The 19,521-nt window shown below is 72.8% G+C and carries 14 protein-coding genes, 2 tRNA genes, 3 pseudogenes and 1 riboswitch; of the genes and pseudogenes, 10 read left to right on the top strand and 9 right to left on the bottom strand.

Going from position 1 to position 19,521, the window contains the following annotated elements:
- The first annotated feature begins 19 nt into the window (after positions 1–19).
- Positions 20–206: riboswitch (cobalamin riboswitch) on the top strand.
- Positions 207–228: 22 nt separating this feature from the next.
- From AC3DEV_RS09985 to AC3DEV_RS09970, 4 genes are all read left to right on the top strand, one after another.
- Positions 229–2,436, top strand: coding sequence for a magnesium chelatase subunit D family protein (locus AC3DEV_RS09985; protein WP_488371991.1), 2,208 nt, complete (start codon positions 229–231; stop codon positions 2,434–2,436).
- Positions 2,436–3,050, top strand: coding sequence for a cob(I)yrinic acid a,c-diamide adenosyltransferase (gene cobO / locus AC3DEV_RS09980; RefSeq protein WP_488371990.1), 615 nt, complete (start codon positions 2,436–2,438; stop codon positions 3,048–3,050). Before AC3DEV_RS09985 ends, cobO begins: the two co-directional genes overlap by 1 nt.
- On the top strand, positions 3,044–4,504 hold the full coding sequence (locus tag AC3DEV_RS09975) for a cobyrinic acid a,c-diamide synthase CobB (RefSeq protein WP_488371989.1): 1,461 nt from the start codon (positions 3,044–3,046) through the stop codon (positions 4,502–4,504). Before cobO ends, AC3DEV_RS09975 begins: the two co-directional genes overlap by 7 nt.
- 102 nt (positions 4,505–4,606) lie before the next feature.
- Positions 4,607–4,978, top strand: coding sequence for a nuclear transport factor 2 family protein (locus AC3DEV_RS09970; RefSeq protein WP_488371988.1), 372 nt, complete (start codon positions 4,607–4,609; stop codon positions 4,976–4,978).
- 26 nt (positions 4,979–5,004) lie between these two features.
- On the opposite strand, the gene AC3DEV_RS09965 is transcribed toward AC3DEV_RS09970, so the two are convergent.
- The 4 genes from AC3DEV_RS09965 to AC3DEV_RS09950 form a co-directional block, all read right to left on the bottom strand.
- Complete coding sequence (locus AC3DEV_RS09965; RefSeq protein WP_488371987.1) at positions 5,005–5,745, bottom strand: cobalt-precorrin-6A reductase; 741 nt, start codon at positions 5,743–5,745, stop codon at positions 5,005–5,007.
- A complete protein-coding gene (locus AC3DEV_RS09960) occupies positions 5,742–7,307 on the bottom strand; it encodes a cobyric acid synthase (protein WP_488371986.1) in 1,566 nt (521 codons plus the stop codon). The genes AC3DEV_RS09965 and AC3DEV_RS09960 overlap by 4 nt, the downstream gene beginning before the upstream one ends.
- Before the next feature lie 91 nt (positions 7,308–7,398).
- Positions 7,399–7,475 (bottom strand) — tRNA-Ile (locus AC3DEV_RS09955).
- Between the two features lie 52 nt (positions 7,476–7,527).
- The gene (locus AC3DEV_RS09950; RefSeq protein ID WP_488371985.1) at positions 7,528–8,916 is read right to left on the bottom strand and encodes a carboxylesterase/lipase family protein; all 1,389 of its coding nucleotides are present in this window, start codon (positions 8,914–8,916) and stop codon (positions 7,528–7,530) included.
- Positions 8,917–8,975: 59 nt separating this feature from the next.
- Here AC3DEV_RS09950 and AC3DEV_RS09945 point away from each other — a divergent pair, with 59 nt between their 5' ends.
- The 3 genes and pseudogenes from AC3DEV_RS09945 (at position 8,976) to AC3DEV_RS09935 (ending at position 11,426) form a co-directional block, all read left to right on the top strand.
- Positions 8,976–9,398, top strand: a complete 423-nt coding sequence (locus AC3DEV_RS09945; RefSeq protein WP_488371984.1) for a nuclear transport factor 2 family protein — start codon at positions 8,976–8,978, stop codon at positions 9,396–9,398.
- 49 nt (positions 9,399–9,447) lie between these two features.
- A pseudogene (locus AC3DEV_RS09940) lies at positions 9,448–9,794 on the top strand (dihydrofolate reductase family protein); the annotation flags it as partial.
- A 108-nt stretch (positions 9,795–9,902) separates the two neighbouring features.
- Positions 9,903–11,426, top strand: coding sequence for an HNH endonuclease signature motif containing protein (locus AC3DEV_RS09935; protein WP_488371983.1), 1,524 nt, complete (start codon positions 9,903–9,905; stop codon positions 11,424–11,426).
- A gap of 5 nt (positions 11,427–11,431) precedes the next feature.
- On the opposite strand, the pseudogene AC3DEV_RS09930 reads toward AC3DEV_RS09935, so the two are convergent.
- Positions 11,432–11,638: pseudogene (locus AC3DEV_RS09930) on the bottom strand (molybdenum cofactor biosynthesis protein MoaE); the annotation flags it as partial.
- A 52-nt stretch (positions 11,639–11,690) separates the two neighbouring features.
- Between AC3DEV_RS09930 and AC3DEV_RS09925 the strand changes: the two are divergent.
- A pseudogene (locus AC3DEV_RS09925) lies at positions 11,691–11,792 on the top strand (dihydrofolate reductase family protein); the annotation flags it as partial.
- Positions 11,793–11,849: 57 nt separating this feature from the next.
- Here AC3DEV_RS09925 and AC3DEV_RS09920 read toward each other — a convergent pair.
- Positions 11,850–11,922, bottom strand: a tRNA-Asn gene (locus AC3DEV_RS09920).
- Between the two features lie 81 nt (positions 11,923–12,003).
- Entirely contained in the window at positions 12,004–14,031 is a 2,028-nt protein-coding gene (gene dnaG / locus AC3DEV_RS09915) for a DNA primase (protein ID WP_488371982.1), read from the bottom strand.
- A 68-nt stretch (positions 14,032–14,099) separates the two neighbouring features.
- Between dnaG and AC3DEV_RS09910 the strand changes: the two genes are divergently transcribed.
- A complete protein-coding gene (locus AC3DEV_RS09910) occupies positions 14,100–16,184 on the top strand; it encodes a TPM domain-containing protein (protein WP_488371981.1) in 2,085 nt (694 codons plus the stop codon).
- Positions 16,185–16,188: 4 nt separating this feature from the next.
- Positions 16,189–17,529, top strand: a complete 1,341-nt coding sequence (locus tag AC3DEV_RS09905) for a serine hydrolase domain-containing protein (protein ID WP_488371980.1) — start codon at positions 16,189–16,191, stop codon at positions 17,527–17,529.
- A 21-nt stretch (positions 17,530–17,550) separates the two neighbouring features.
- Here AC3DEV_RS09905 and AC3DEV_RS09900 read toward each other — a convergent pair whose 3' ends face one another.
- Both AC3DEV_RS09900 and AC3DEV_RS09895 read right to left on the bottom strand, forming a co-directional pair.
- Positions 17,551–18,813: a deoxyguanosinetriphosphate triphosphohydrolase gene (locus tag AC3DEV_RS09900; protein ID WP_488371979.1), complete on the bottom strand. Its 1,263-nt coding sequence runs from the start codon at positions 18,811–18,813 to the stop codon at positions 17,551–17,553.
- 77 nt (positions 18,814–18,890) lie between these two features.
- Positions 18,891–19,508: a YdcF family protein gene (locus tag AC3DEV_RS09895; protein ID WP_096905743.1), complete on the bottom strand. Its 618-nt coding sequence runs from the start codon at positions 19,506–19,508 to the stop codon at positions 18,891–18,893.
- Between the last annotated feature and the right edge of the window lie 13 nt (positions 19,509–19,521).

Here is a 19,521-nt window from a genome sequence, read left to right as displayed (position 1 = left end):
TGAAGCACCACACAACCGAACAGACCCCACAGCACGAGGTGCCCCACGACCCGCCACAGGCGGAGCGGAGGGGAGAATCAGGGAAGCCGGTGAGAATCCGGCACAGGGCCCGCTACGGTAACCCGGCCTATCAGGCGATCGCGCCCCGCGCGCACGTCCGAGATGAGCCGGGAAGTCCGGAGACCGGCCTCGCGCTGACCAGCCTGGCAGACGAGAGCGGGAGCCCCCATGCCACTGCACTACCCCTTCAGCGCTGTCGTCGGTTCCGACGACATGTCGCTGGCCCTGACCCTGACCGCGGTGTCCCCGGCGGTCGGCGGCGTGCTGATCCGCGGTGAGAAGGGCACGGCCAAGTCCACGATGGTCCGCGCCCTGGCCGGGATCCTGCCGGAGGTCGAGGTCGTCACCGGCGACCGCTTCTCCTCCGCACCCGACGACCGCGGTTCCGAGACCCCGGACGGGCGTATCCCCCACGACGCGCCCACCGAGCGGCGGCCGGTCCGCCTGGTCGAGCTACCGATCGGGGTGTCCGAGGACCGCATCACCGGATCACTACACCTGGAGAGTGCGCTCGCCGACGGTGTGACCGTGTTCCAACCTGGCCTGCTCGCCCGCGCACACCGCGGACTGCTCTACGTGGACGAGGTCAACCTGCTCCACGACCACGTGGTGGACCTGCTGCTCGACGCCGCCGCGATGGGCCGGGTGACCGTGGAGCGCGACGGCATCTCGGTGGAGCACGCCGCGCGCTTCGTGCTGATCGGCACCATGAACCCCGAGGAGGGTGAGCTCCGACCGCAGCTGCTGGACCGCTTCGGCCTCACCGTGGAGGTGGCCGCGCCCCGGGACCCGGAGCTGCGCGCCGAGGTGGTGCGCCGCCGGATCGCGTTCGAGGCCGACCCGGCGGGACTCGTCGCCGCCCACGCCGCCGACGAGGCCGCAGTGCGCGAGCGGATCGCCGCCGCGCGGCGCGTGCTCGACCGGGTGACGCTGACCCCCTGGGCGCTGTCGACCATCGCCCGGGTGTGTGCGGGCTTCGACGTGGACGGCATGCGCGCCGACATCGTCACCGCCCGCACCGCCGCCGCCCATGCCGCATGGCAGGGCCGGACCCGGATCACCCGCGAGGACATCCGCGTCGCCGCGCGCATGGCACTGCCCCACCGCCGCCGTCGTGCCCCGTTCGATGCGCCGGGCCTCGACGAGGACCTGTTGGAACGGCTCCTGGGCGACGACGACGAGCCCGATCCCGACCCCCGGGACGAGACCGCGCCGGCCGACGACGCCGAACAGTCGGAGTCCGCAGACGAGTCCGCGTCGGCAGACACCCCGGACGCCGAGTCGACCCCGGCGCGGGCCTCGGCCGAGCACGCCGGGCACGAGCACTCGCCCGAGCAGACCGAGCAGACCGAGGACAGCCCCGGCGCTGGCGACGACTCCGGCACCGCGGGCACCGACCAGGCGGGCGGCCGATCGGGCGGCCAATCGGACGACGATGCCCACGGCCAGACCGCCGACGCCTCCGAGCCCGGTGCACACGGGCCCACCCCGCCCGAGCCAGGCACGGTCACCGCGGCCGCGGCGCCGTACCGCACCCGCCTGCTCGCCGTCGCCGGTACCGGCCAGGGCGCTGCCGGCCGCCGGTCGAGGGCCATCACAACCAGCGGCCGGCGCATCGGCGAGGGCGCGTTCACCGGGTCCGACCTGCACCTGCCCGCCACGATCCGGTCCGCCGCGCCGCAGCAGTCCGCCCGCGGTCGCGGAGCCGGCCCAAACGGTGGCCGACTCCGGCTGGCCGCCGAGGACCTGCGCTCGGCGGTGCGCGAGGGCCGCGAGTCCAACCTCGTGCTGTTCTGCGTGGACGCCTCCGGCTCCATGGCCGCCCGCACCCGGATGGAGCAGGTCAAGACCGCGATCCTCTCCCTACTGCTGGACGCCTACCGCCGCCGCGACAAGGTGGGACTGGTGACCTTCCGCGGGTCCGCGGCCCACGTGACCCTGCCGCCCACCTCGTCGGTCGACATCGCGGCCACCCGCCTCGCGGAACTCCCGGCGGGCGGCCGGACCCCACTGGCCGAGGGACTGCTCACCGCCGCCGAGGTCCTGCGCATCGAAGGCGTCCGCGATCCGCGGCGGCGGGCCCTCCTCGTCGTCGTCACCGACGGCCGCGCCACCCACGGCCCGGACGCCCTCGCCAGGTCCCGCACCGCGGCGACCGGGCTGGCCTCCCTCGGCGTGGCCTCGGTGGTGGTGGACTGCGAGACCGGCCGCTTCCGGATGGGCCTGGCCTCCGAGCTCGCCGGGCACCTGGGCGCTGAGCACGTGCCACTGGGCGAGGTCACCGCCGAGGGACTCACCGACACGGTCGACGTTCACACAGCCCGCGCCCGCACCGCGCGCCCCCGGGGCGTCGACCCCCGGAACGAGGTGGCCTGATGCCCAAGGGACAGCCGGAGATCGTGCCCGACGACGGGCTCAGCACCCGCCAACGCCGCAACCGGCCGCTGGTCATGGTCCACACCGGGCCCGGCAAGGGGAAGTCCACCGCCGCGTTCGGCCTGGCGATGCGCGCCTGGAACCAGGGCTGGGACATCGGGGTGTTCCAGTTCGTCAAGTCCGCCAAGTGGCGCATCGGCGAGCAGACCGTCATGGAACGCCTCGCCCGCCTGCACGACGAGACCGGCGAGGGCGGGCCGGTCCAGTGGCACAAGATGGGCTCGGGGTGGTCGTGGTCGCGCAAGGACGGCACCGAGGACGACCACGCCGCCGACGCCGCCGAAGGATGGGCCGAGATCAAGCGGCGCCTCGCCGACGAGCGGCACGACCTCTACCTGCTCGACGAGTTCACCTATCCCATGAAATGGGGCTGGGTGGATGTCGACGACGTGGTCGCCACCGTCGCGAACCGCCCCGGCCGGCAGCATGTGGTGATCACCGGCCGCGATGCCGACCCCCGGCTGCTCGAGGTCGCCGACCTGGTCACCGAGATGACCGAGGTCAAACACCCGATGGACGCCGGGCAGAAGGGTCAGCGGGGCATCGAATGGTGACCGCGCTGCCGCGGATCGTCGTGGCCGCGCCGGCGTCGGGGCACGGCAAGACCACCGTCGCGACCGGCCTCATGGCCGCGCTGCGCCGCACCGGGCTGGAGGTCTCGGGGCACAAGGTGGGCCCCGACTACATCGACCCCGGCTACCACGCCCTGGCCACCGGGCGGGCGGGCCGCAATCTGGACCCGCACCTGGTGGGCGAGGAGCGAATCGTGCCGCTGCTGCTGCACGGCGCCGGCGCGGGTCGACCCGCCGACGTCGCGGTGATCGAGGGCGTCATGGGCCTGTACGACGGGCACATCGGCGGCGACGGGTTCGCCTCCACGGCCCACGTCGCCGCGCTCACCGGGACCCCCGTCGTGCTGGTGGTGGACATCTCCCACGCCTCGCGCAGCATCGCCGCGGTGGTGCTGGGGATGGCCTCCTACGACCCGGCCGTGCGCATCGCCGGGGTGGTGCTCAACAAGGCCGGCTCCGTCCGCCACTCCGACGAGGTCCGCCGCGCGCTCGCCCCACTCGGCATCCCGGTGTTGGGCGTCCTCCAGCGCGACGACGACGTCACCGCCCCCTCCCGCCATCTCGGCCTGGTCCCCGCCGCCGAACGCCCGGAGGCCGCGCGGTCGCTCGACCACCTGGCCGGGAAGGTGGCGGCGTCGATCGACCTCGAGGCCGTCATGCGGATCGCGCGTGAGGCGCCGCCGCTGGCGGGCGAGGCGTGGTCGGCGCGCGTGGCGTTGGGTGGTGACCGAGCCCACGAGGTCGACGACGACGAGGGCCGCCGGCTCATCGCCGTGGCCGGTGGCCGGGCCTTCACGTTCCGCTATGCCGAGACGGTCGAGTTGCTCGAGGCGACCGGCTGCTCGGTCGTGCCGTTCGACCCGCTGTCCGACGAGGCACTGCCCGACACCGCCGCGGGGATCTACCTCGGGGGCGGGTTCCCCGAGGTCCACGCTGCGGACCTCGCCGCCAACGAGCCGATGCTGCGGGCACTGCGCGCGGCGACGGCCGCCGGGACGCCGACCGTCGCCGAGTGCGCGGGCCTGCTCTACCTCTGTTGCACCCTCGACGGTGTCCCCATGGTCGGTGCGGTCGACGCCGACGCGGCCATGGCCCCGCGGCTCACGCTGGCCTACCGCCGGTCGACCGCGGTCGCCGACAGCGTCCTGGCGACCGCCGGCACCGAGGTCACCGGCCACGAGTTCCACCGCACGGCCGTGAACCCGCCGGCTGGGGCGGGGGGCGCGGCGGGCTCTCACGCGGGCGTGCCCAGCACGGACGGGCCGGGCGCGGCTCCCGCCTGGACCAGCAGCGCCGGACCGGAGGGCTTCGTCAGCGGGTCGGTCCACGCCTCCTACCTGCACTCGCACTGGGCGGGGCATCCGGCGATGGCGGCCCGGTTCGCGGCGCACGCGCGGCGCTTCGCCCCCGCGCGCCGGCCCGCCCGACTCGGCTAACCGGGCCCCTTGCGGTCGCGGGCGCGTTCTGGCCGAATATGCGTAGACCCCGCGTCCGGTCCCAATGACCGCCAGGGTCGTGACGACCACCGAGGAGACCCCATGAGCGTGCGCGACGTCATCACCGCCTACTTCGACGCGTACAACAGTGAGGACCCCCACCATCTGGCCGCCGTGCTCGATGAGGATGTCGTCCTGCACTCCGCCGCCGGCACGCAGCACGGACTCTCCGCCTACCTCGACACCTACCGCGCGATGACCAGTACGTTCGTCGACCGCATGACGCCCGAGGAGATCGAGGTCAGCGGCGACACGGCCACCGTCACGGTGGTCAACACGCTCACCGCACGCGCCGACGTGAAGAACTTCATGGGAACGTCGCTGGACGAGGGGCAGACCGTGAAATTGCATCTGCGCGGCCGCTACACGGTGGACGATGACCGGATCCGGGAGATCCACATCGAGTTGCTCTAACCGCGGTTCCCGGGGTTCCGGCCAGGTCAGTCAGCGGCGCCGGCCCACTCCGCAGCGGCAGCCGCATCGTCCACCACTCGCACGCCCGGCGCGGACCCGGGCCGCCGCACCACCACGACCGGCACGCCGAGTTCGTCGGCCACCGCCATCTTCGACCACGTGTGACCGCCGCCCGAGTCCTTGGTGACCAGCACGTCCACGCCGTGGTCGGCGAAGAGCTCGCGCTCACTCGCCACCGAGTAGGGGCCGCGGTTCAGCAGCAGTCGCCACGGCGCGGGCAGCTCCACCTCCGGCGGGTCCACCACCCTGACCAGCGCGTGGTGCCCGGCGAGCGGGCCGACGAACCTGTCCAGCGACTGCCGGCCGATCGTGAGGAACGGCCGCCGGCCCACGCAGGACGCGGTCGCCGAGGCCTCGTCGTGGTCGTCCACCCAGTGCCAGCCTTCCGCGCCGGGGGCGGCGGCCCACCCCGGCCGCTCGAGGCGGAGCAGCGGGACCTCCGCGGCGGCGCAGGCGGCGGCGGCATTGGCCGAGATGCCGGCGGCGAAGGGGTGGGTGGCGTCCACCACCGCCGTCACGCCGGCCTCCGTGAGGTACCGCCGCAGCCCGTCGATGCCGCCGAACCCGCCGACGCGCACCTCCCCCACCGGCAACCGCGGCCGCGCGACCCGGCCCGCCAGCGACGAGCAGAACCGCAGGCCGTGCTCCTGCAGCAGTACGGCGAGGTCGCGGGCCTCGGCGGTCCCGCCCAGGATCAGCACGCTCATCGGTCCGCCCCCGGCGGCAGCAGCGGCAGTTCCGGAGCGCCCGAGCGAGCCAACTCGAGCAGCGCGTCCAGGTCGAGGTGCTCCTCGGCGAGATCGGCCAGCAGGTCGAGCCGCGCCTCGCGGGCCCGGGCGAAACTCACCGATGACGCCGGGCGCATACGACCCGCGCCGCCGGAGCCATCACCCCCACAGCCGCCGACGACCTCGGCCAGCAGCGCCGACCGGAAGCCGTCCGATTCGAGGGTTCCGTGCCACATGGTGCCGAACACGCGGCCCCGCCGGGCTCCGCCGGGGAACTCCTCGTCGTCGTCGACCCGCTCGCGCCCGCCGCCGACGCTCACCCTCCCGTGGTGGATCTCGTACCCGCCCACGTCCTGGCCCAGCACGCGTCCGGTGGGCAGCCGCAGCACCTTCTCCGCGCCGAAGCGCGTGGTGATGGGGAGCAGTTCGAGGCCGGTCACGCGCGTGCCGGGCTCGCCCTCGATGCCGTCCGGGTCGGAAATCTCCCCGCCGAGCATCTGGAAGCCGCCGCAGATCCCCAGCACCGCGCCGCCGCGCTCGACGTGGGAGGTGAGCGCACGGTCCAGGCCCCGGGCGCGGAGCCAGGCGAGGTCGTCGAGGGTGGCGCGGGTCCCGGGGACGACGACGAGGTCCGCCCCGGCGAGGTCGCGGGGCTCCGTGACGTACTCCAGCTCCACGTCCGCTTCCAGGCCGAGGGCGTCGACGTCGGTGAAGTTGCTGATGCGCGGCAGACGGATCACGGCCACGCGCAGGGTGGCGGTGGCGTGAGCGGCGCGGGGACCCACCGCGAGGGCGTCCTCCGAGTCCAGCCACAGGTCGGGATTCCAGGGCAGCACCCCGTGGACCGGGCGGCCGGTGAGGTCCTCGAGCTGGCGCAACCCGGGCGCCAGGAGCGTGGGGTCGCCGCGGAACTTGTTGATGACGAACCCGGCGACCAGCCGCTGATCGGCGGGCTCGAGCAGCGCGACCGTGCCGTAGAGGGCGGCGAAGACGCCCCCGCGGTCGATGTCCCCCACCACGACGACGGGCATGTCCGCGTGCCGGGCCAGGCCCATGTTGACGTAGTCGCTGGAGCGCAGGTTGATCTCGGTGGGACTGCCGGCGCCCTCGCAGATGACCAGGTCGTGGCGGGAGGCGAGGTCGTCGTAGGCGGCGAACGCGGCCTCGGCCAGGTGGGCCCGTCCGTCGACGAAGTCGCGGGAGGACACCGACCCGGCCGGCTGTCCCATCACCACCACGTGGCTACGCCGGTCGCCACCGGGCTTGAGGAGCACCGGGTTCATCGCCGGCTCCGGGGCCACGCCCGCGGCCAGGGCCTGGATCCACTGCGCGCGCCCAATCTCGGCGGTGCCGTCCGGGCCTGTGCTGTGCGGACCTGTGCGGCGAGGGGCGGCGACCACCATCGAGTTGTTGGACATGTTCTGGGCCTTGAACGGGGCCACGTCGATGCCGCGGCGGGCGAACGCCCGGCACAGCGCGGTGGTCACGACGCTCTTGCCCGAATCCGAGGTCGTACCGGCGACGAGCAGGGAGGCGACCATGGAGATCGATCCTAGTCGGACGCTCCGGACCCGCCTGACCGGGCCGACCCACGTCCGAGGTGGGGTCGCGGCGTGGTGGTGGGGCCAGCGGTGGTGGGGCCAGCGGGGCTCGAACCCGCGACCAGCGGATTATGAGTCCGCGGCTCTAACCAACTGAGCTATAGCCCCCCGCACGCACCGGGAACGTCACCGGCACGCGCGGCGCAATCGTAGCAAGGTGTCAGGAGCCACCAGCGGGCCACCAAACCGCGCGGACATCGGCCAGTCCGTCCTCGACGACGGCGGGAGGGTCATCCCACACCTGCACCCGCCTCCCGAGGGGCGCATAGGGCGGGGACCCCGGGTCCCCGGAGCGGACGAAGTCGACCCACGACCGGTGCATCGCGTCGACGAGCTCCGGCGGGGCGTCAGCTCCGAGGTAGGCCCGCACGTTCGCGGCTTCCGGGACCGCCCAGAAGAACGGCAGGTCCGCGCAGTGCACGGCGCCGCGGCCCTCGGCCCAGCGGAAGTCGTACACCCAGGTGGGTGCGCCGGCGGCCACCCGGGTCTCCGCCGCTCGCACGACGGTCGAGTGGATGGTCGCGGCGTCGACCACCGCCCCCACCGCCCGTCGCAGCGACTTGCCCGCCGATTGTCTGGCCAGCGCGCGCAGTCCGGTGGTGGGCAGCTCCTGGGACCGCAGGATCATCGCGGCACCCGGCACCAGCGCCGGCCCGGGGAGGGCCCGGACGACTCCCTCGAACTCCGTGGCCGTGGAGCCGATGAGCAGGGGAAGGTCGAGCCCGGGCCCGCTCCCGATGCCCTCCAGGGGTGGGACCGGGACGGTGTCGTCGCCGACTGTCGGCCGGAACGGCATGAGGAAGGGATTGTCTTTGCGCAGTCGACGGTGGAACTCGTCGACGGCGCCCCGACCGCCTGCTGCCAGCTCCGCGGCGGTCGTCCCCTTGGGGGCCTGAGCGGCAGGCGATCGCAGCACCGCGGGCGACGAGGCGATCCCCCGGTGGAACAGGCCGGCCGCCAACGGCGAGGCGAGCAGGCAGAGCACCGCCCCGCCGCCCGCCGACTGACCCGACACCGTGACCTGCCCGGGGTCGCCGCCGAACGCCGCGATCTCGTCGCGGACCCACTCCAGGGCCATGATCCAGTCGCGTACCCCGCGGTTGTCCGGGGCGTCGGGGAACGCGGTGAACCCCTCGACGCCCAGGCGGTAGCCCACCGAGACCACGACGATCCCGGCGCGCGCGAAGGCGGTCCCGTCGAACCAGGGCTGGTGCGACGAACCGGACTCCCACCCGCCGCCGTGGATCCACACCAGCACCGGGTGGCCCGTGCCCTCGGTGGGAGCCCACACGTCGACGTGCAGGATGTCCGTTCCGGCGACGATCGGCTCGGGGATCGCCGGAGCGGGGTCGAAGCGCAGCCGCTGCGCGGTGGCGGCGGGCCTGGTCGCGTCCCGGACGCCCGGCCACGGTTCGCGGCGGACCGGGGCGGCGAACCGCAGGTCGCCGACGGGGTCCTCGGCGTACGGGATGCCGTAGTAGCGGACCACATCCCCCAGGTCGGTGCCCTTGACGCGGCCGGTGGACAGCGCGATCTCGACGTCGGTCATGGCGGCCAGATTAGCCAGGACAGCTGAGATCCCCCGGCGATCCCTGCGACCAAGGGGAGATGACGAGTGACAGGGACCTGATCATCGAGCGTCTGGCCGACGTGGCCTCAGCGTTGGACTCACGTGACTGGGACGGGCTGGGCGAGCTGTTCACCGAGTCCGCGACCGGGTACGGCGCGACCGGTCTGAAGGCGATCATCGAGAGGGTCAGGGAGCACCTCGGGGGCTGCGGACCGTCCCAGCACCTGTTGGGCAACCATCGGGTCCAGCTCGCCTTCCACGGAGACGAGGACCGGGCACGAAGCCTCACGTACGCGCGTGTCCTCCACCTCGGCACCGGGGACCAGTCCGATCTGTCATACGAGTGCTTCGGCGAGTATTCGGATCTGTGGACCCGGACGCCGGAGGGCTGGCGGATCGACTCGAGGAGGTTCCACATCAGCTTCGACCGAGGCGATTTCCGGACACTCCAACCCGGCTGACCTCCGGACGCCTCCCATGGGAGACGTCCACGATCTAGGAGGCAACACCATGACCGCCACCTACACGTTTGACGTCTTCGCCAGCCTCAACGGCTTCGGGTCGTACAACGACAACGGTGATTGGGGCGGCCTACTGACGATTCCGGCGTGTTCGACCCCTGGGTCACCCAGATGACCACGCTGCTGACCACGGTGGTGTCAACGACGCTGGATGGTCCCCTCGACTGGCCGGACGCGGCCATCGTCAGCGGAGACGCCGTCGAGGTGGTCACTCGCTTGAAGCAGCAATCCGACGTGTCGTTGCGCTCGCACGGCAGCTTGTCGATGAACCGGGCGCTGATGGCCGCCGGTCTGGTCGATCGGATGCAGGCGACAGTGTTTCCCTGGCGCAGTGGGTGGGTTCCAGGTTGGGGTGAGTGATCGAAGATGATCGAACCCTTGTGCTAGTGAGCCGGTGCGGGTACTGTCGAATGTAGATTCGATGCCGGTGGCGGAGGGGGTGGAATGGTGACGACGACGACGAGTGCACTGTTCGCCGTACCCGAGCCCCTCGGCATGGTCGACAGGGAGGCCGTCAGCGAGGCGGCCCGTGCCGCGACGCTGGCGCAGAACCGCGCCGGGGCCACGCGGCTGGAGGCGGCGCATGTCCTGGTCGAACAGTTCGCCCGGGCCGAGCAGGCACAGGCGGAGGAGGCCGGCGCCGGTTCGCGCCGACCCGCGTACGCCCGGCTGGATCCGCAGGCCAGGGCCCGAGATCACCTCGTGGCGGCATGTCAGCTCACGTGTTGGCACGCTGCGCGGTTGGTGACGGCCGGGACGCAGATCCACCGACGGCTGCCTCGTCTGCGGTCCACGGTCGACCGCGGGCTGCTGCCCGAGCAGTTGGCGGTCGATATCGCGTGTCGCCTGGCGGAGGTGCCGGACGCGATCGTGTCGGTCGTGGAGGACGAGGTGGTCGCGCGCTTCACGGACGATCTCGACGGTGGCGACCGGCCGACCCGCAACGCGGTGGACTCGGCGATCGATGACGCCGTGGAGCGACACGACCCGGCTGCCGCGGAGGACGCCGCCGCAGCGGCGGCCGCCACCCGCTCGGTCCGATTCCGCGGCGACCGGAACGGCATGGCCACGATGTGGGCCAGGCTCACCGCCGCCGATGCCGAGCTCCTCCGGCGTCGCATCGAGACCGATGCGTCGGCCGCCTCGGCGGACGGACTGGACGGTTCCCTGGATCAGCTCCGCGCCGACGCCCTCGCCGCGCTCGCCGTCTATCCGCCTGCTGGTGGCCCGTCCGCGACCAGCCCCGGCTCCGGCCCGGCCCCTGCGTCCGAGCACGACGGCATCGAACTCGGCGACGTCAGACTCGGGGCGGACCTGCCCCGGCCCACACTGGGCAACGCCGCGCGGGCCGGTCAGCCGATCCGCATCAGCGTGATCGCCTCCGCAGCCCGGGGCCTGCCCAACCGTGTCGAGTTCGTCCACGGCACGTACAGCAGCGTCGAGTGGCTCTGCACGGAACTGCTCGAGGGCGACGACGCGAGCGTGCGGTTCGAGCTCATCGACCCCGCCCCCGGCGTGCTCGACTCCCCCGAGCACGCCCTGCGCTACGTGATCACCCCCGCGATGGCCGAGCGAATCCGTATGCGCGACGGCACCTGTCGTCACCCGGGGTGCTCGGTTCCCGCCGAGGCCTGCGACGTGGACCATGTGATCGCGTTCAACAAGAAGGATCCCGAGCTCGGCGGGCCGACCACCGAGTGGAACCTCGTCTGCCTGTGTCGGAAACACCACCGGGAGAAGACGTTCGGGACCAACGCCTACCGGTCCGGGCCGTTGGGTGAACTCGTCATCATCACCGACACCGGACACGAACACCGCACCAGACCCAAGGGCCCCTTGGCCCGTGCCCGTGACGCCATCTGGGAACGCGAGTGGAACGCCTTCGCCGACCGCATCGTCGCCGACGACGGCACACTCATCAATCCGCCGGGTCAGAACCCGCGCGGACCCCGCAGACGGCCGGCCTGACCGCCTCAGCAGTCGCCGACGCCCACCCATTCGGAGACGCCGTCGGTGAAGCGCTGCCGCTTCCAGATTGGCACCCCGTGCTTGAGCCGCTCGATGAGCTCCGAGCACGCCGCGAACGCCTCGGCCCGATGCGGTGCCACGGCGACCACCACCATCGCGACCTCGCCCACCGGCAGCACACCCACGCGGTGGACCGCCGCCACCCGCGCCGAGTGCTCCCCCGCGACCTCGGCGCAGAGCCGGGCGAGAGTGTCCCGGGCCGTGGGGGGAGCGGAGTGTGACCTCGAGCTGCTCGAGAGCCGTACCCTCGACGGCCGGATCCAGGAACTGATCTACCGGCCCACCCTGCACGCCCCACCCGGCTGACCACCCTGAAATGCAGACCAGGTCAGTGGCTCGGAAGCCACTGACCTGGTTGCTGAGCTCCCCCAATTGGACTCGAACCAATAACCCTTCGATTAACAGTCGAATGCTCTGCCAATTGAGCTATGGGGGATCACTGCTGGCGCCCGGCGGCGATGCCGGATACCGAGAACTCACCTTAGTGCGCCGCAGGCCGACGAACCAAATCGGCTGGTCAGGCGATGTCCGGAGTCGCGCCGACCGCCTGGTTCAACAGGCCGCGCCGGTACTCCTCCAGAGCCACCAGATCACCGAACAACGCGGAATAACCCTCCGGGTCCTCGGCGGGGCTCATCCGCTGCACCTTGGACTTGAGGTCCGCGATCTGACCCGAGACCCACACCTCCTGCAGACGCGCCAGGACACCGGAGATGTAGCGGGGCAACGCCTCCTCGGACACGCGCAGCGTCTCCACCGCGAGGCTCCCGACCAGTCGGCGCAGCCCGTCGTCGCCCAGCCCCTCGGAGACCTCGGAGACCCAGTTCGCGCCGCTCTTGCCGGCCGCGCACCCCCCGGCCTTCGACAGCGCCTGCGCGATCGTGGCATAGGCGGGGTGGGTGTAGCACTCCTCCGGTAGGGAGTCGAAGAGCGGCCCGGCCAGCCCTGGGTACTGCAGGGCCGCCTTCACGGCCTCCCGCTGGGGCCACAGCACCGGGTCCGCCGCGGCGGGGATGGGCACGCCTCTCGGCGCCTCCGGTGCCTGCGGAGCATCGCGGCCGCTGGCCTCGTCGTCGTCGTATCCCCCACGGCCACGGTCGGCGCCCCCACGCTCGGCGGCGTCCCATCCCGGTCGGGCTCCCCCGCCCGGTCCACCGGGGGCACGCTTGCGCAACCCGGGACCCGACCCGGCCGACCGCGCGCGACCCTTCTTGCGCGCCTCCTCGCGGACGCGGCGCACCACCGTCGCAGGATCGTCCCAACCGACCCAGCCGGCGAGCTGGCGGGCGTACTCGTCACGCAACGTCGAATCGCGGATGTCCGCCACCACCGGCACCGTGCGACGCAGGGCCTCCACGCGCCCCTCGGCGTGGTCGAGGTCGTAGTCCTCGAGCATCGAGCGGATCGCGAACTCGAACATCGGCACCCGCGCGGACACGAGATCCCGCACCGCGGCGTCGCCCTTGTTCTGACGCAGGTCGCACGGATCCGTCCCCGGCGGGGCCACCGCCACGAACGTCCGGCCGGAGAACTGCTGATCCCCCGAGAACGCCCGGAGCGCGGCCTTCTTGCCGGCTTCGTCGCCGTCGAAGGTGTAGATGATCTCGCCGCGGAAGTAGTTGTCGTCCAGCATCAGGCGCCGCAGCGTGGACAGGTGGTCCTCGCCGAACGCGGTGCCACACGCGGCCACCGCCGTCGTGACGCCGGCCGCGTGCATGGCCATGACGTCGGTGTACCCCTCGACCACGACCGCGCGACGCTGCGAGGCGATCTCCCGCTTGGACAGGTCCAGACCGAACAACACCTGGGACTTCTTGTAGAGCATCGTCTCGGGGGTGTTCATGTACTTGCCCAGGGTGTCGTCCTCGAACAGCTTGCGCGCGCCGAACCCGATCACCTCGCCCCCGAGGTTGCGGATGGGCCACAACAACCGGCGGTGGAAACGGTCGATGAGGGTGCCACGCGAACTCGTCTTGGACAGCCCGGCCGCCTCCAGCTCCTTGGGCTCGAACCCCTGGCGCATGAGGTGCTTGCTCATGGTGTCCCAGCCGGCGGGCGCGTACCCACAGCCGAAGTGCTGGGCCTGGGCCATGTCGAACCCGCGGTCGGTGAGGAAGGTGCGCGCCGTCTCCGCCTCCGGATCCTGCGCCAGGCGCTCGGCGTAGAACTTCTGCGCGGCCGCGTTCGCCTGCGCCAGCCGGGACCGCGTGCCGCGATCGCGCTGGATGACCTGACCGCCACCCTCGTAGGAGATGCGGTAGCCCAGCCGGTCGGCCAGCTGCTCCACCGCCTCCACGAAGCTGATGTGCTCCATCTTCATGAGGAACGCGAAGACGTCGCCGCCCTCACCCGTGGAGAAACAGTGGAAGTAGCCGTGCTGCGGACGCACGTGGAACGAGGGGGTCTTCTCGTCCTTGAACGGGGACAGCCCCTTGAGCGAGTCCGCGCCACCTGGTTTGAGCGCGACGTACTCGCCGACGATCTCCTCGATACGGGTGCGTTCGCGGATCGCGGCGATGTCCTGCTCCGGAATCCGCCCTGCCATGACGCCCAGAGTAGCCGCCTCCGGCGAGGACCGGCGTGCCCCCTGTTCGGGGCCGATACGCTGGGGCCATGATCGCCGCCCAACTCCCGCCCGCCGCCGCCCGGCGACCCCGTTCCCGGTTCAGCCAGGCCCCGGTGACAGCGCTCGCGACGGTGGTCGCGTTCCTGGCCTGCGCGCTGGTGTGGGCCGCCCCCGGCGCCTCCGCCGAGCCCCCGTCGAACCTGCAGCAGCAGCTCACCGACTCCGCGGGGGTCCTCGGCGGCGACACCCCCGAGGTGGAGAGCAGACTGGCCGAACTGCGCTCGACCGATCAGATCCAGCTGTGGGTGACGTTCGTCGACACCCTCGACGGCATCCCGGTCGAGCAGTGGACGCAGCAGACCCGGGAACTGTCCGACCTGGGCGCGTCCGACGCACTGCTCGTGGTGGCCGTGGACGAGGGAAGGTACTGGTTCGAGTTCGACGACCCCGAGGCCTCGCCCACTGCCGATCAGCTGACCGCGCAAGAGATCGCCGACCGCGACATCGAACCGCGCCTCGCCGCCGGCGACTGGGCCGGCGCCGTCACCGGCGCGGCCGACGGGCTCGAACGCCAGGGCTCCGGCTCGGAGATCTCGCCGTTCGCCATCCTGGCCATCATCGTGGTGATCATCGCCGTCGTCGCGGCCGTGGTCCTGTTCGCCCGCCGGCGCCGCGCCACGCGGACGGCCAGGCAGGCCGAGGACGCCCGCGACATCCCCGGCGACGACACCGCCCGGATGTCGGCCCTGCCTGTGGAGGTGCTCGACGCGCGCGCCCGCTCCGGGTTGGCCGATGCCGACCAGTCGGTGGACGCCTCCACGGACGCCCTCGAGACCGCCGCAGGCGAGTTCGGCGAGCTGCGTACCCGGCCGTTCCGCTCCGCGCTCGACTCGGCACGGGCCGAGGTCGCCGCCGCGCACGCACTCGTCCAGCGGCTCGACGACGACATCCCCGAGACGCCCGACCAGCGCAAGGCCATGCTGCTCGAGGTGGCCGCCCGCGCCGAACGCGCCGAACGCGGCCTCGAGGGACAGGCCACGGCCTTCGCTGAGATGCGCGACCTGCTCATCAACGGCGCGGCCTCCGTCGACACGCTCACCCGCCGCGCGGTCTCCCTGCGCGCCCGGCTCCCCGAGGCCGAGAAGACCATGGCGGACCTGCGCGAGCGGTTCCCGTCGGCCGTGCTCTCCTCCATCTCCGACAACCTCTCGCTGGCCGGGGAGCTGCTCGACGCCGCGGAAGGCGAGACCGTCCGCGCCCGCGCGGCACTGGCCCGGCCGGTGGGTGAGCAGGGCGAGGCCGTGGACGCCATCACCTCCGCCGAAGGCGAGCTGTCCCGGGCCGAGAAGCTGGTCAACGGCGTCGAACACGCCGCCGACGACATCGCGACCGCGCGCCGCGACCTCGACCCGCTGATCGAGGAGGTCGAGGAGGAACTGACCATGGCCTCGCGGCTGCTGGCGTCGACCGACGTCAGTGACACCTCCAGCCAGACCCTCACGCAGGTGGCCGCCGCGGCGCGCGAGGCGGTCGACGCGGCCCGCCGCGACGGTCAGACCGATCCGCTGGGAACCTTCTCCCACCTCATCGACGTGGACCGCGACCTCGACGAGGCCCTGGCCGCCGCCGGGCACGAGGCCGAGGCCGCCAACCGCGCCCGGGCCGCCCGCCGGGCCGCGATCACCCGCGCCGCCGGAGCGGTCCGCGAGGCCGACGACTTCATCGGCAGCCGCTCGTACGTGATCGGCCAGGCCGCCCGCACGCGCCTCGCGGCCGCGAAGAGCTCGCTGGCGACCGCCGAGGGCACGGTCGGCCCGGCCGCGTTCCCTGCCGCCGAGCGCGCGCTCAACCTCGCCCGCGAGGCGCTCCGTCTCGCGCAGAGCGACGCCTCCCGGCCCCAGTACTCCGGCGGGTACGGCGGGTACGGCGGCCGGGGCGGCCCGTACGGACGCGGCGGACGGCGCGGGTCCAACACCGGCGCGATGGTCGGCGGCATGGTCGCCGGCGCGCTCATCCAGGGGATGCTCCGCGGCGGCGGTGGCGGCTTCGGATCCGCCCGCGGCTTCGGCGGCGGCGGCCTCGGAGGCGGTGGCGGCGGCTTCGGCGGTGGCGGCGCGGGCGGGCGGTTCTGACCCCATGACACGTCGTCGGAAAGTTCTCATCGCGGTGGTCGCGGTGGTCGCGCTCCTCGTCGCAGCCGTGGTCGCGGTGGGCGTCTGGTACCGGCCGATGCTGCTCACCGGCACCGGGTACGCCGCCCACAACGCCTGCGCCCTGCACTACCTCGTGGGCCGCGAGGACTACGACACCGACCTCCCGCCCAATCCGCTGGTGCCCGTCATGCGGACATCGGTCGACGAGGAGGCCGGGACCGCGACCGCCTCGGTGCTGGGGGTGGGCTTCCGGCAGACCGCCCACGTCTCCGAGCACGGCTGTGCCCTCGGTGACCGCGCGGCGGGATCGCAGGGCAGCGAGCCGCCCCCGCCGCTCCGCGGGGATGGCCCTCAGGGCATCCGCCTGGCAGAGGCGTCCGACGCACCGGACGAGGTCTCGTCGGCACTGGATGAGGCCGCGGCGCAGGAGGGGACGCGGGGCCTCGTCGTCGTCCGACGCGGCGAGATCCTCGGCGAGCGGTACGCCGACGGTTTCGGCCCCGACACCCGCCAGCTCGGCTGGTCCATGGCCAAGAGCGTGGCCTCCACGCTCGTCGGGCGCGCGCAGGTCGAGTTCCCCGACGCCGACCTCGACCCCGCCACCACCGGCCTGCGCCCCGAGTGGACCGACGGACGGTCGCAGATCTCGCTGGACCACCTGCTGCGCATGACCTCCGGCCTCGACTGGGACGAGGAGTACGACCTGGGCACGCCCATCACCCGGATGCTCTTCCTCGAACCCGACATGGCCGCCTTCGCCGCCTCACAGCCGGCCGCCCACGCCCCCGGCGAGTTCCGCCAGTACTCGTCCGGCACGAGCAACATCGTCTGCGACCTGCTGCACCAACGCACCGGGCTGGGGCCGGAGATGGCCGAGGAACTGCTCTTCCGCCCGCTCGGGATGCGCAGCGCTGTCCTCGAGGCCGACGCCTCCGGCGGATCGGTGTGTAGTTCGTACCTGTGGGCGAGCCCGCGCGACTGGGCGCGGTTCGGTCAGTTCGTGCTCGACGACGGCGAGGTGGACGGACAGCGGCTGCTGCCCGCGGGATGGATGGACTACGCGACGACCGGGGTCCCGGCAGGCGGCGAGCCCGAACCGTACGGCGCCCAGTGGTGGCTCAACACGGCCGGTGACGGGACCCCGCTCCGGTTCGCGGACCTGCCGACCGACGCGTTCTGGGCCTCCGGGCACGACGGGCAGTACGTCGTGGTGGTCCACTCGGCCGATCTCGTGGTGGTCCGCACCGGCTTCTCCCCCGGCTCGACCCTCGACGCGGTGGGCGTGGACCAGCTGGTCGGCGAGGTCGTGCGCGCGGTCGGCTGACGGGCGCCGAGGGCGGGCGGCTCAGCCCCAGGCGGCCTGGATGCCGGCGCTCGCCCGGTCGACCCGCTCGAGCCGGCTCTCGGTGTACAGGGCGATCTGGTCGACGATCACCCGCATCCGCGCGGCGTCGTCCGGCGCCGAATCCCACAGCGGGCGGAGGACCGGGTCGAGGCCCGCGGGCGCGGACTGGGCGAGGAACTCCGCCACCCGATGGATCCGGTCCCGCTGGCGGTCCTGCCTCAAGCGGTGGCCGGGGTCGCTCATGACGTAGCGCACCGCCATCGTCTTGAGCATCACCACCTCGGCCTCGACTTCCACCGGCACCTCGAGACCCGCGCTGTAGCGGCCGTGCGGCCTGGCCCCGTGCACCTCGCGGGTGGCGTGGATAGCGGGCATGACGAACCGGCCCACCAGCTCACTGGTCAGGGCCTTGAGCGCCACGAACCCGGTGAAGCTCTCGGAGAACGGCTGCACGGCGCGGACCACCTCGAGCGCACCGAGACGCCCGGCGGCCTGCTCCAGCAGATCGGCGTCCGGACCGCGGAACTCCTCCGCGCCCAGTTCCGCGAGCGCCGCGACCTCCGACCGGTCGGACAGCGAGCGCAGGTCCAGCCGGCCGGCGACGATCGCGTCTTCGACATCGTGGACCGAATAGGCAACGTCGTCGGAGAAGTCCATGATCTGGGCCTCGAGGCACCGGGTGTCCCCGGGAGCGCCCTGCCGGATCCACGCGAGGGTGTCCGCGTCATCGGCGTAGGCGCCGAACTTCCGCGTCCCCTCCCGCGGCAGCCACGGGTACTTGGTGGCCGCGTCCAGCGCGGCGCGGGTGAGGTTCAACCCCACCCCACGGCCGGAGGCGTCGACGACCTTGGGCTCGAGCCGCGACAGGATCCGCACGGTCTGGGCGTTGCCCTCGTAGCCGCCGAACCCGCGGGCGACCTCGTCCAACGCCCGCTCGCCGTTGTGTCCGTAGGGCGGGTGTCCGATGTCGTGGCTCAGGCCCGCCAGGTCCGCCAGGTCCGGGTCGCTCCCCAGCCCGGCCGCGATACTGCGGGAGATCTGGGCGACCTCGAGCGAATGGGTGAGGCGGGTCCGCGGGGTGTCGCCGTCCCCGGGGCCGACCACCTGGGTCTTGTCGGCGAGTCGGCGCAATGCGGCCGAATGCAGGACGCGGGCGCGGTCCCGGTCGAACGGGCTGCGTTCGCTCGCCTTCCCGCGGGCGCGGCCGGAACCCTCGTCGACCCGGCGCTCGGCGTCCGCGGCGTCGTACGCGTATCCCGTCATCCACTTCTCCTCCGGGCGTCACCGCCCCGTCATCCCTGCGGCAGGCCGCATCCGCTCGCGCGACCCGCCCCGGCGGTTCAGTCCGGGAAGTCCACACTGCTCCCGGCGAGCCGGTGGTACTGGTACCAGAGCACCGCGCCCGTCTCCCGGATGATCCCCATGATCTGGTTCTCCCGGGTCCACACCGCCGGCCCGTGGCGGGTCGGCGAGGTCCACGCGTCCAGCCCCGCGTCCCGCGCCATCATGCGCGAGCGATACGAGTGCGTGGGGTCGCTGACCAGCACCACCGACTGCCCGCCCTGGTCGCGCACGGTCTGCGCCACGGCGTCCAGACTGCCCTCGGTGTTGGTCCCGGTCTCCACCGCCAGGATCACCTCCGGGGGCACGCCTAGGCGGGTCAGATAAGCCCGCCCCGACCCGGCCTCCGTGTACAGGTCACCCGGCTGGCTACCACCGACCGTGATGACCTGCGGCGCGACCCCCTCCTCGAACAGCAGGGCCGCGTGCTCCAGCCGGGCCTGGAACACGGGGGTGGGGATGCCGTTGTACTGCGCCGCGCCCAGCACCACGATCGCGTCGGCCGGAGATCGATCATCGACACGCGCCACGGACCACACTCGGAACGAGATGAATCCGGGTATGACCAGGCACAACAGCAGTGCGATGGCCAGGAGCCAGCCGACGGCCCTGGACACCGCACGGACCGGG

The sequence above is a fragment of the Dietzia sp. IBK-p2-15D genome (genome assembly GCF_057773105.1).
This window is presented reverse-complemented; position numbering and strand designations above follow the sequence as displayed.

Bases quoted from the DNA above. Each gene is read 5' to 3' on its own strand.
- AC3DEV_RS09985 (WP_488371991.1), top strand. From the start codon at position 229: ATGCCACTGCACTACCCCTTCAGCGCTGTCGTCGGTTCCGACGACATG.
- cobO (WP_488371990.1), top strand. From the start codon at position 2,436: ATGCCCAAGGGACAGCCGGAGATCGTGCCCGACGACGGGCTCAGCACC.
- AC3DEV_RS09975 (WP_488371989.1), top strand. From the start codon at position 3,044: ATGGTGACCGCGCTGCCGCGGATCGTCGTGGCCGCGCCGGCGTCGGGG.
- AC3DEV_RS09970 (WP_488371988.1), top strand. From the start codon at position 4,607: ATGAGCGTGCGCGACGTCATCACCGCCTACTTCGACGCGTACAACAGT.
- AC3DEV_RS09965 (WP_488371987.1), bottom strand. From the start codon at position 5,745: ATGAGCGTGCTGATCCTGGGCGGGACCGCCGAGGCCCGCGACCTCGCC.
- AC3DEV_RS09960 (WP_488371986.1), bottom strand. From the start codon at position 7,307: ATGGTCGCCTCCCTGCTCGTCGCCGGTACGACCTCGGATTCGGGCAAG.
- AC3DEV_RS09950 (WP_488371985.1), bottom strand. From the start codon at position 8,916: ATGACCGACGTCGAGATCGCGCTGTCCACCGGCCGCGTCAAGGGCACC.
- AC3DEV_RS09945 (WP_488371984.1), top strand. From the start codon at position 8,976: ATGACGAGTGACAGGGACCTGATCATCGAGCGTCTGGCCGACGTGGCC.
- AC3DEV_RS09935 (WP_488371983.1), top strand. From the start codon at position 9,903: ATGGTGACGACGACGACGAGTGCACTGTTCGCCGTACCCGAGCCCCTC.
- dnaG (WP_488371982.1), bottom strand. From the start codon at position 14,031: ATGGCAGGGCGGATTCCGGAGCAGGACATCGCCGCGATCCGCGAACGC.
- AC3DEV_RS09910 (WP_488371981.1), top strand. From the start codon at position 14,100: ATGATCGCCGCCCAACTCCCGCCCGCCGCCGCCCGGCGACCCCGTTCC.
- AC3DEV_RS09905 (WP_488371980.1), top strand. From the start codon at position 16,189: ATGACACGTCGTCGGAAAGTTCTCATCGCGGTGGTCGCGGTGGTCGCG.
- AC3DEV_RS09900 (WP_488371979.1), bottom strand. From the start codon at position 18,813: ATGACGGGATACGCGTACGACGCCGCGGACGCCGAGCGCCGGGTCGAC.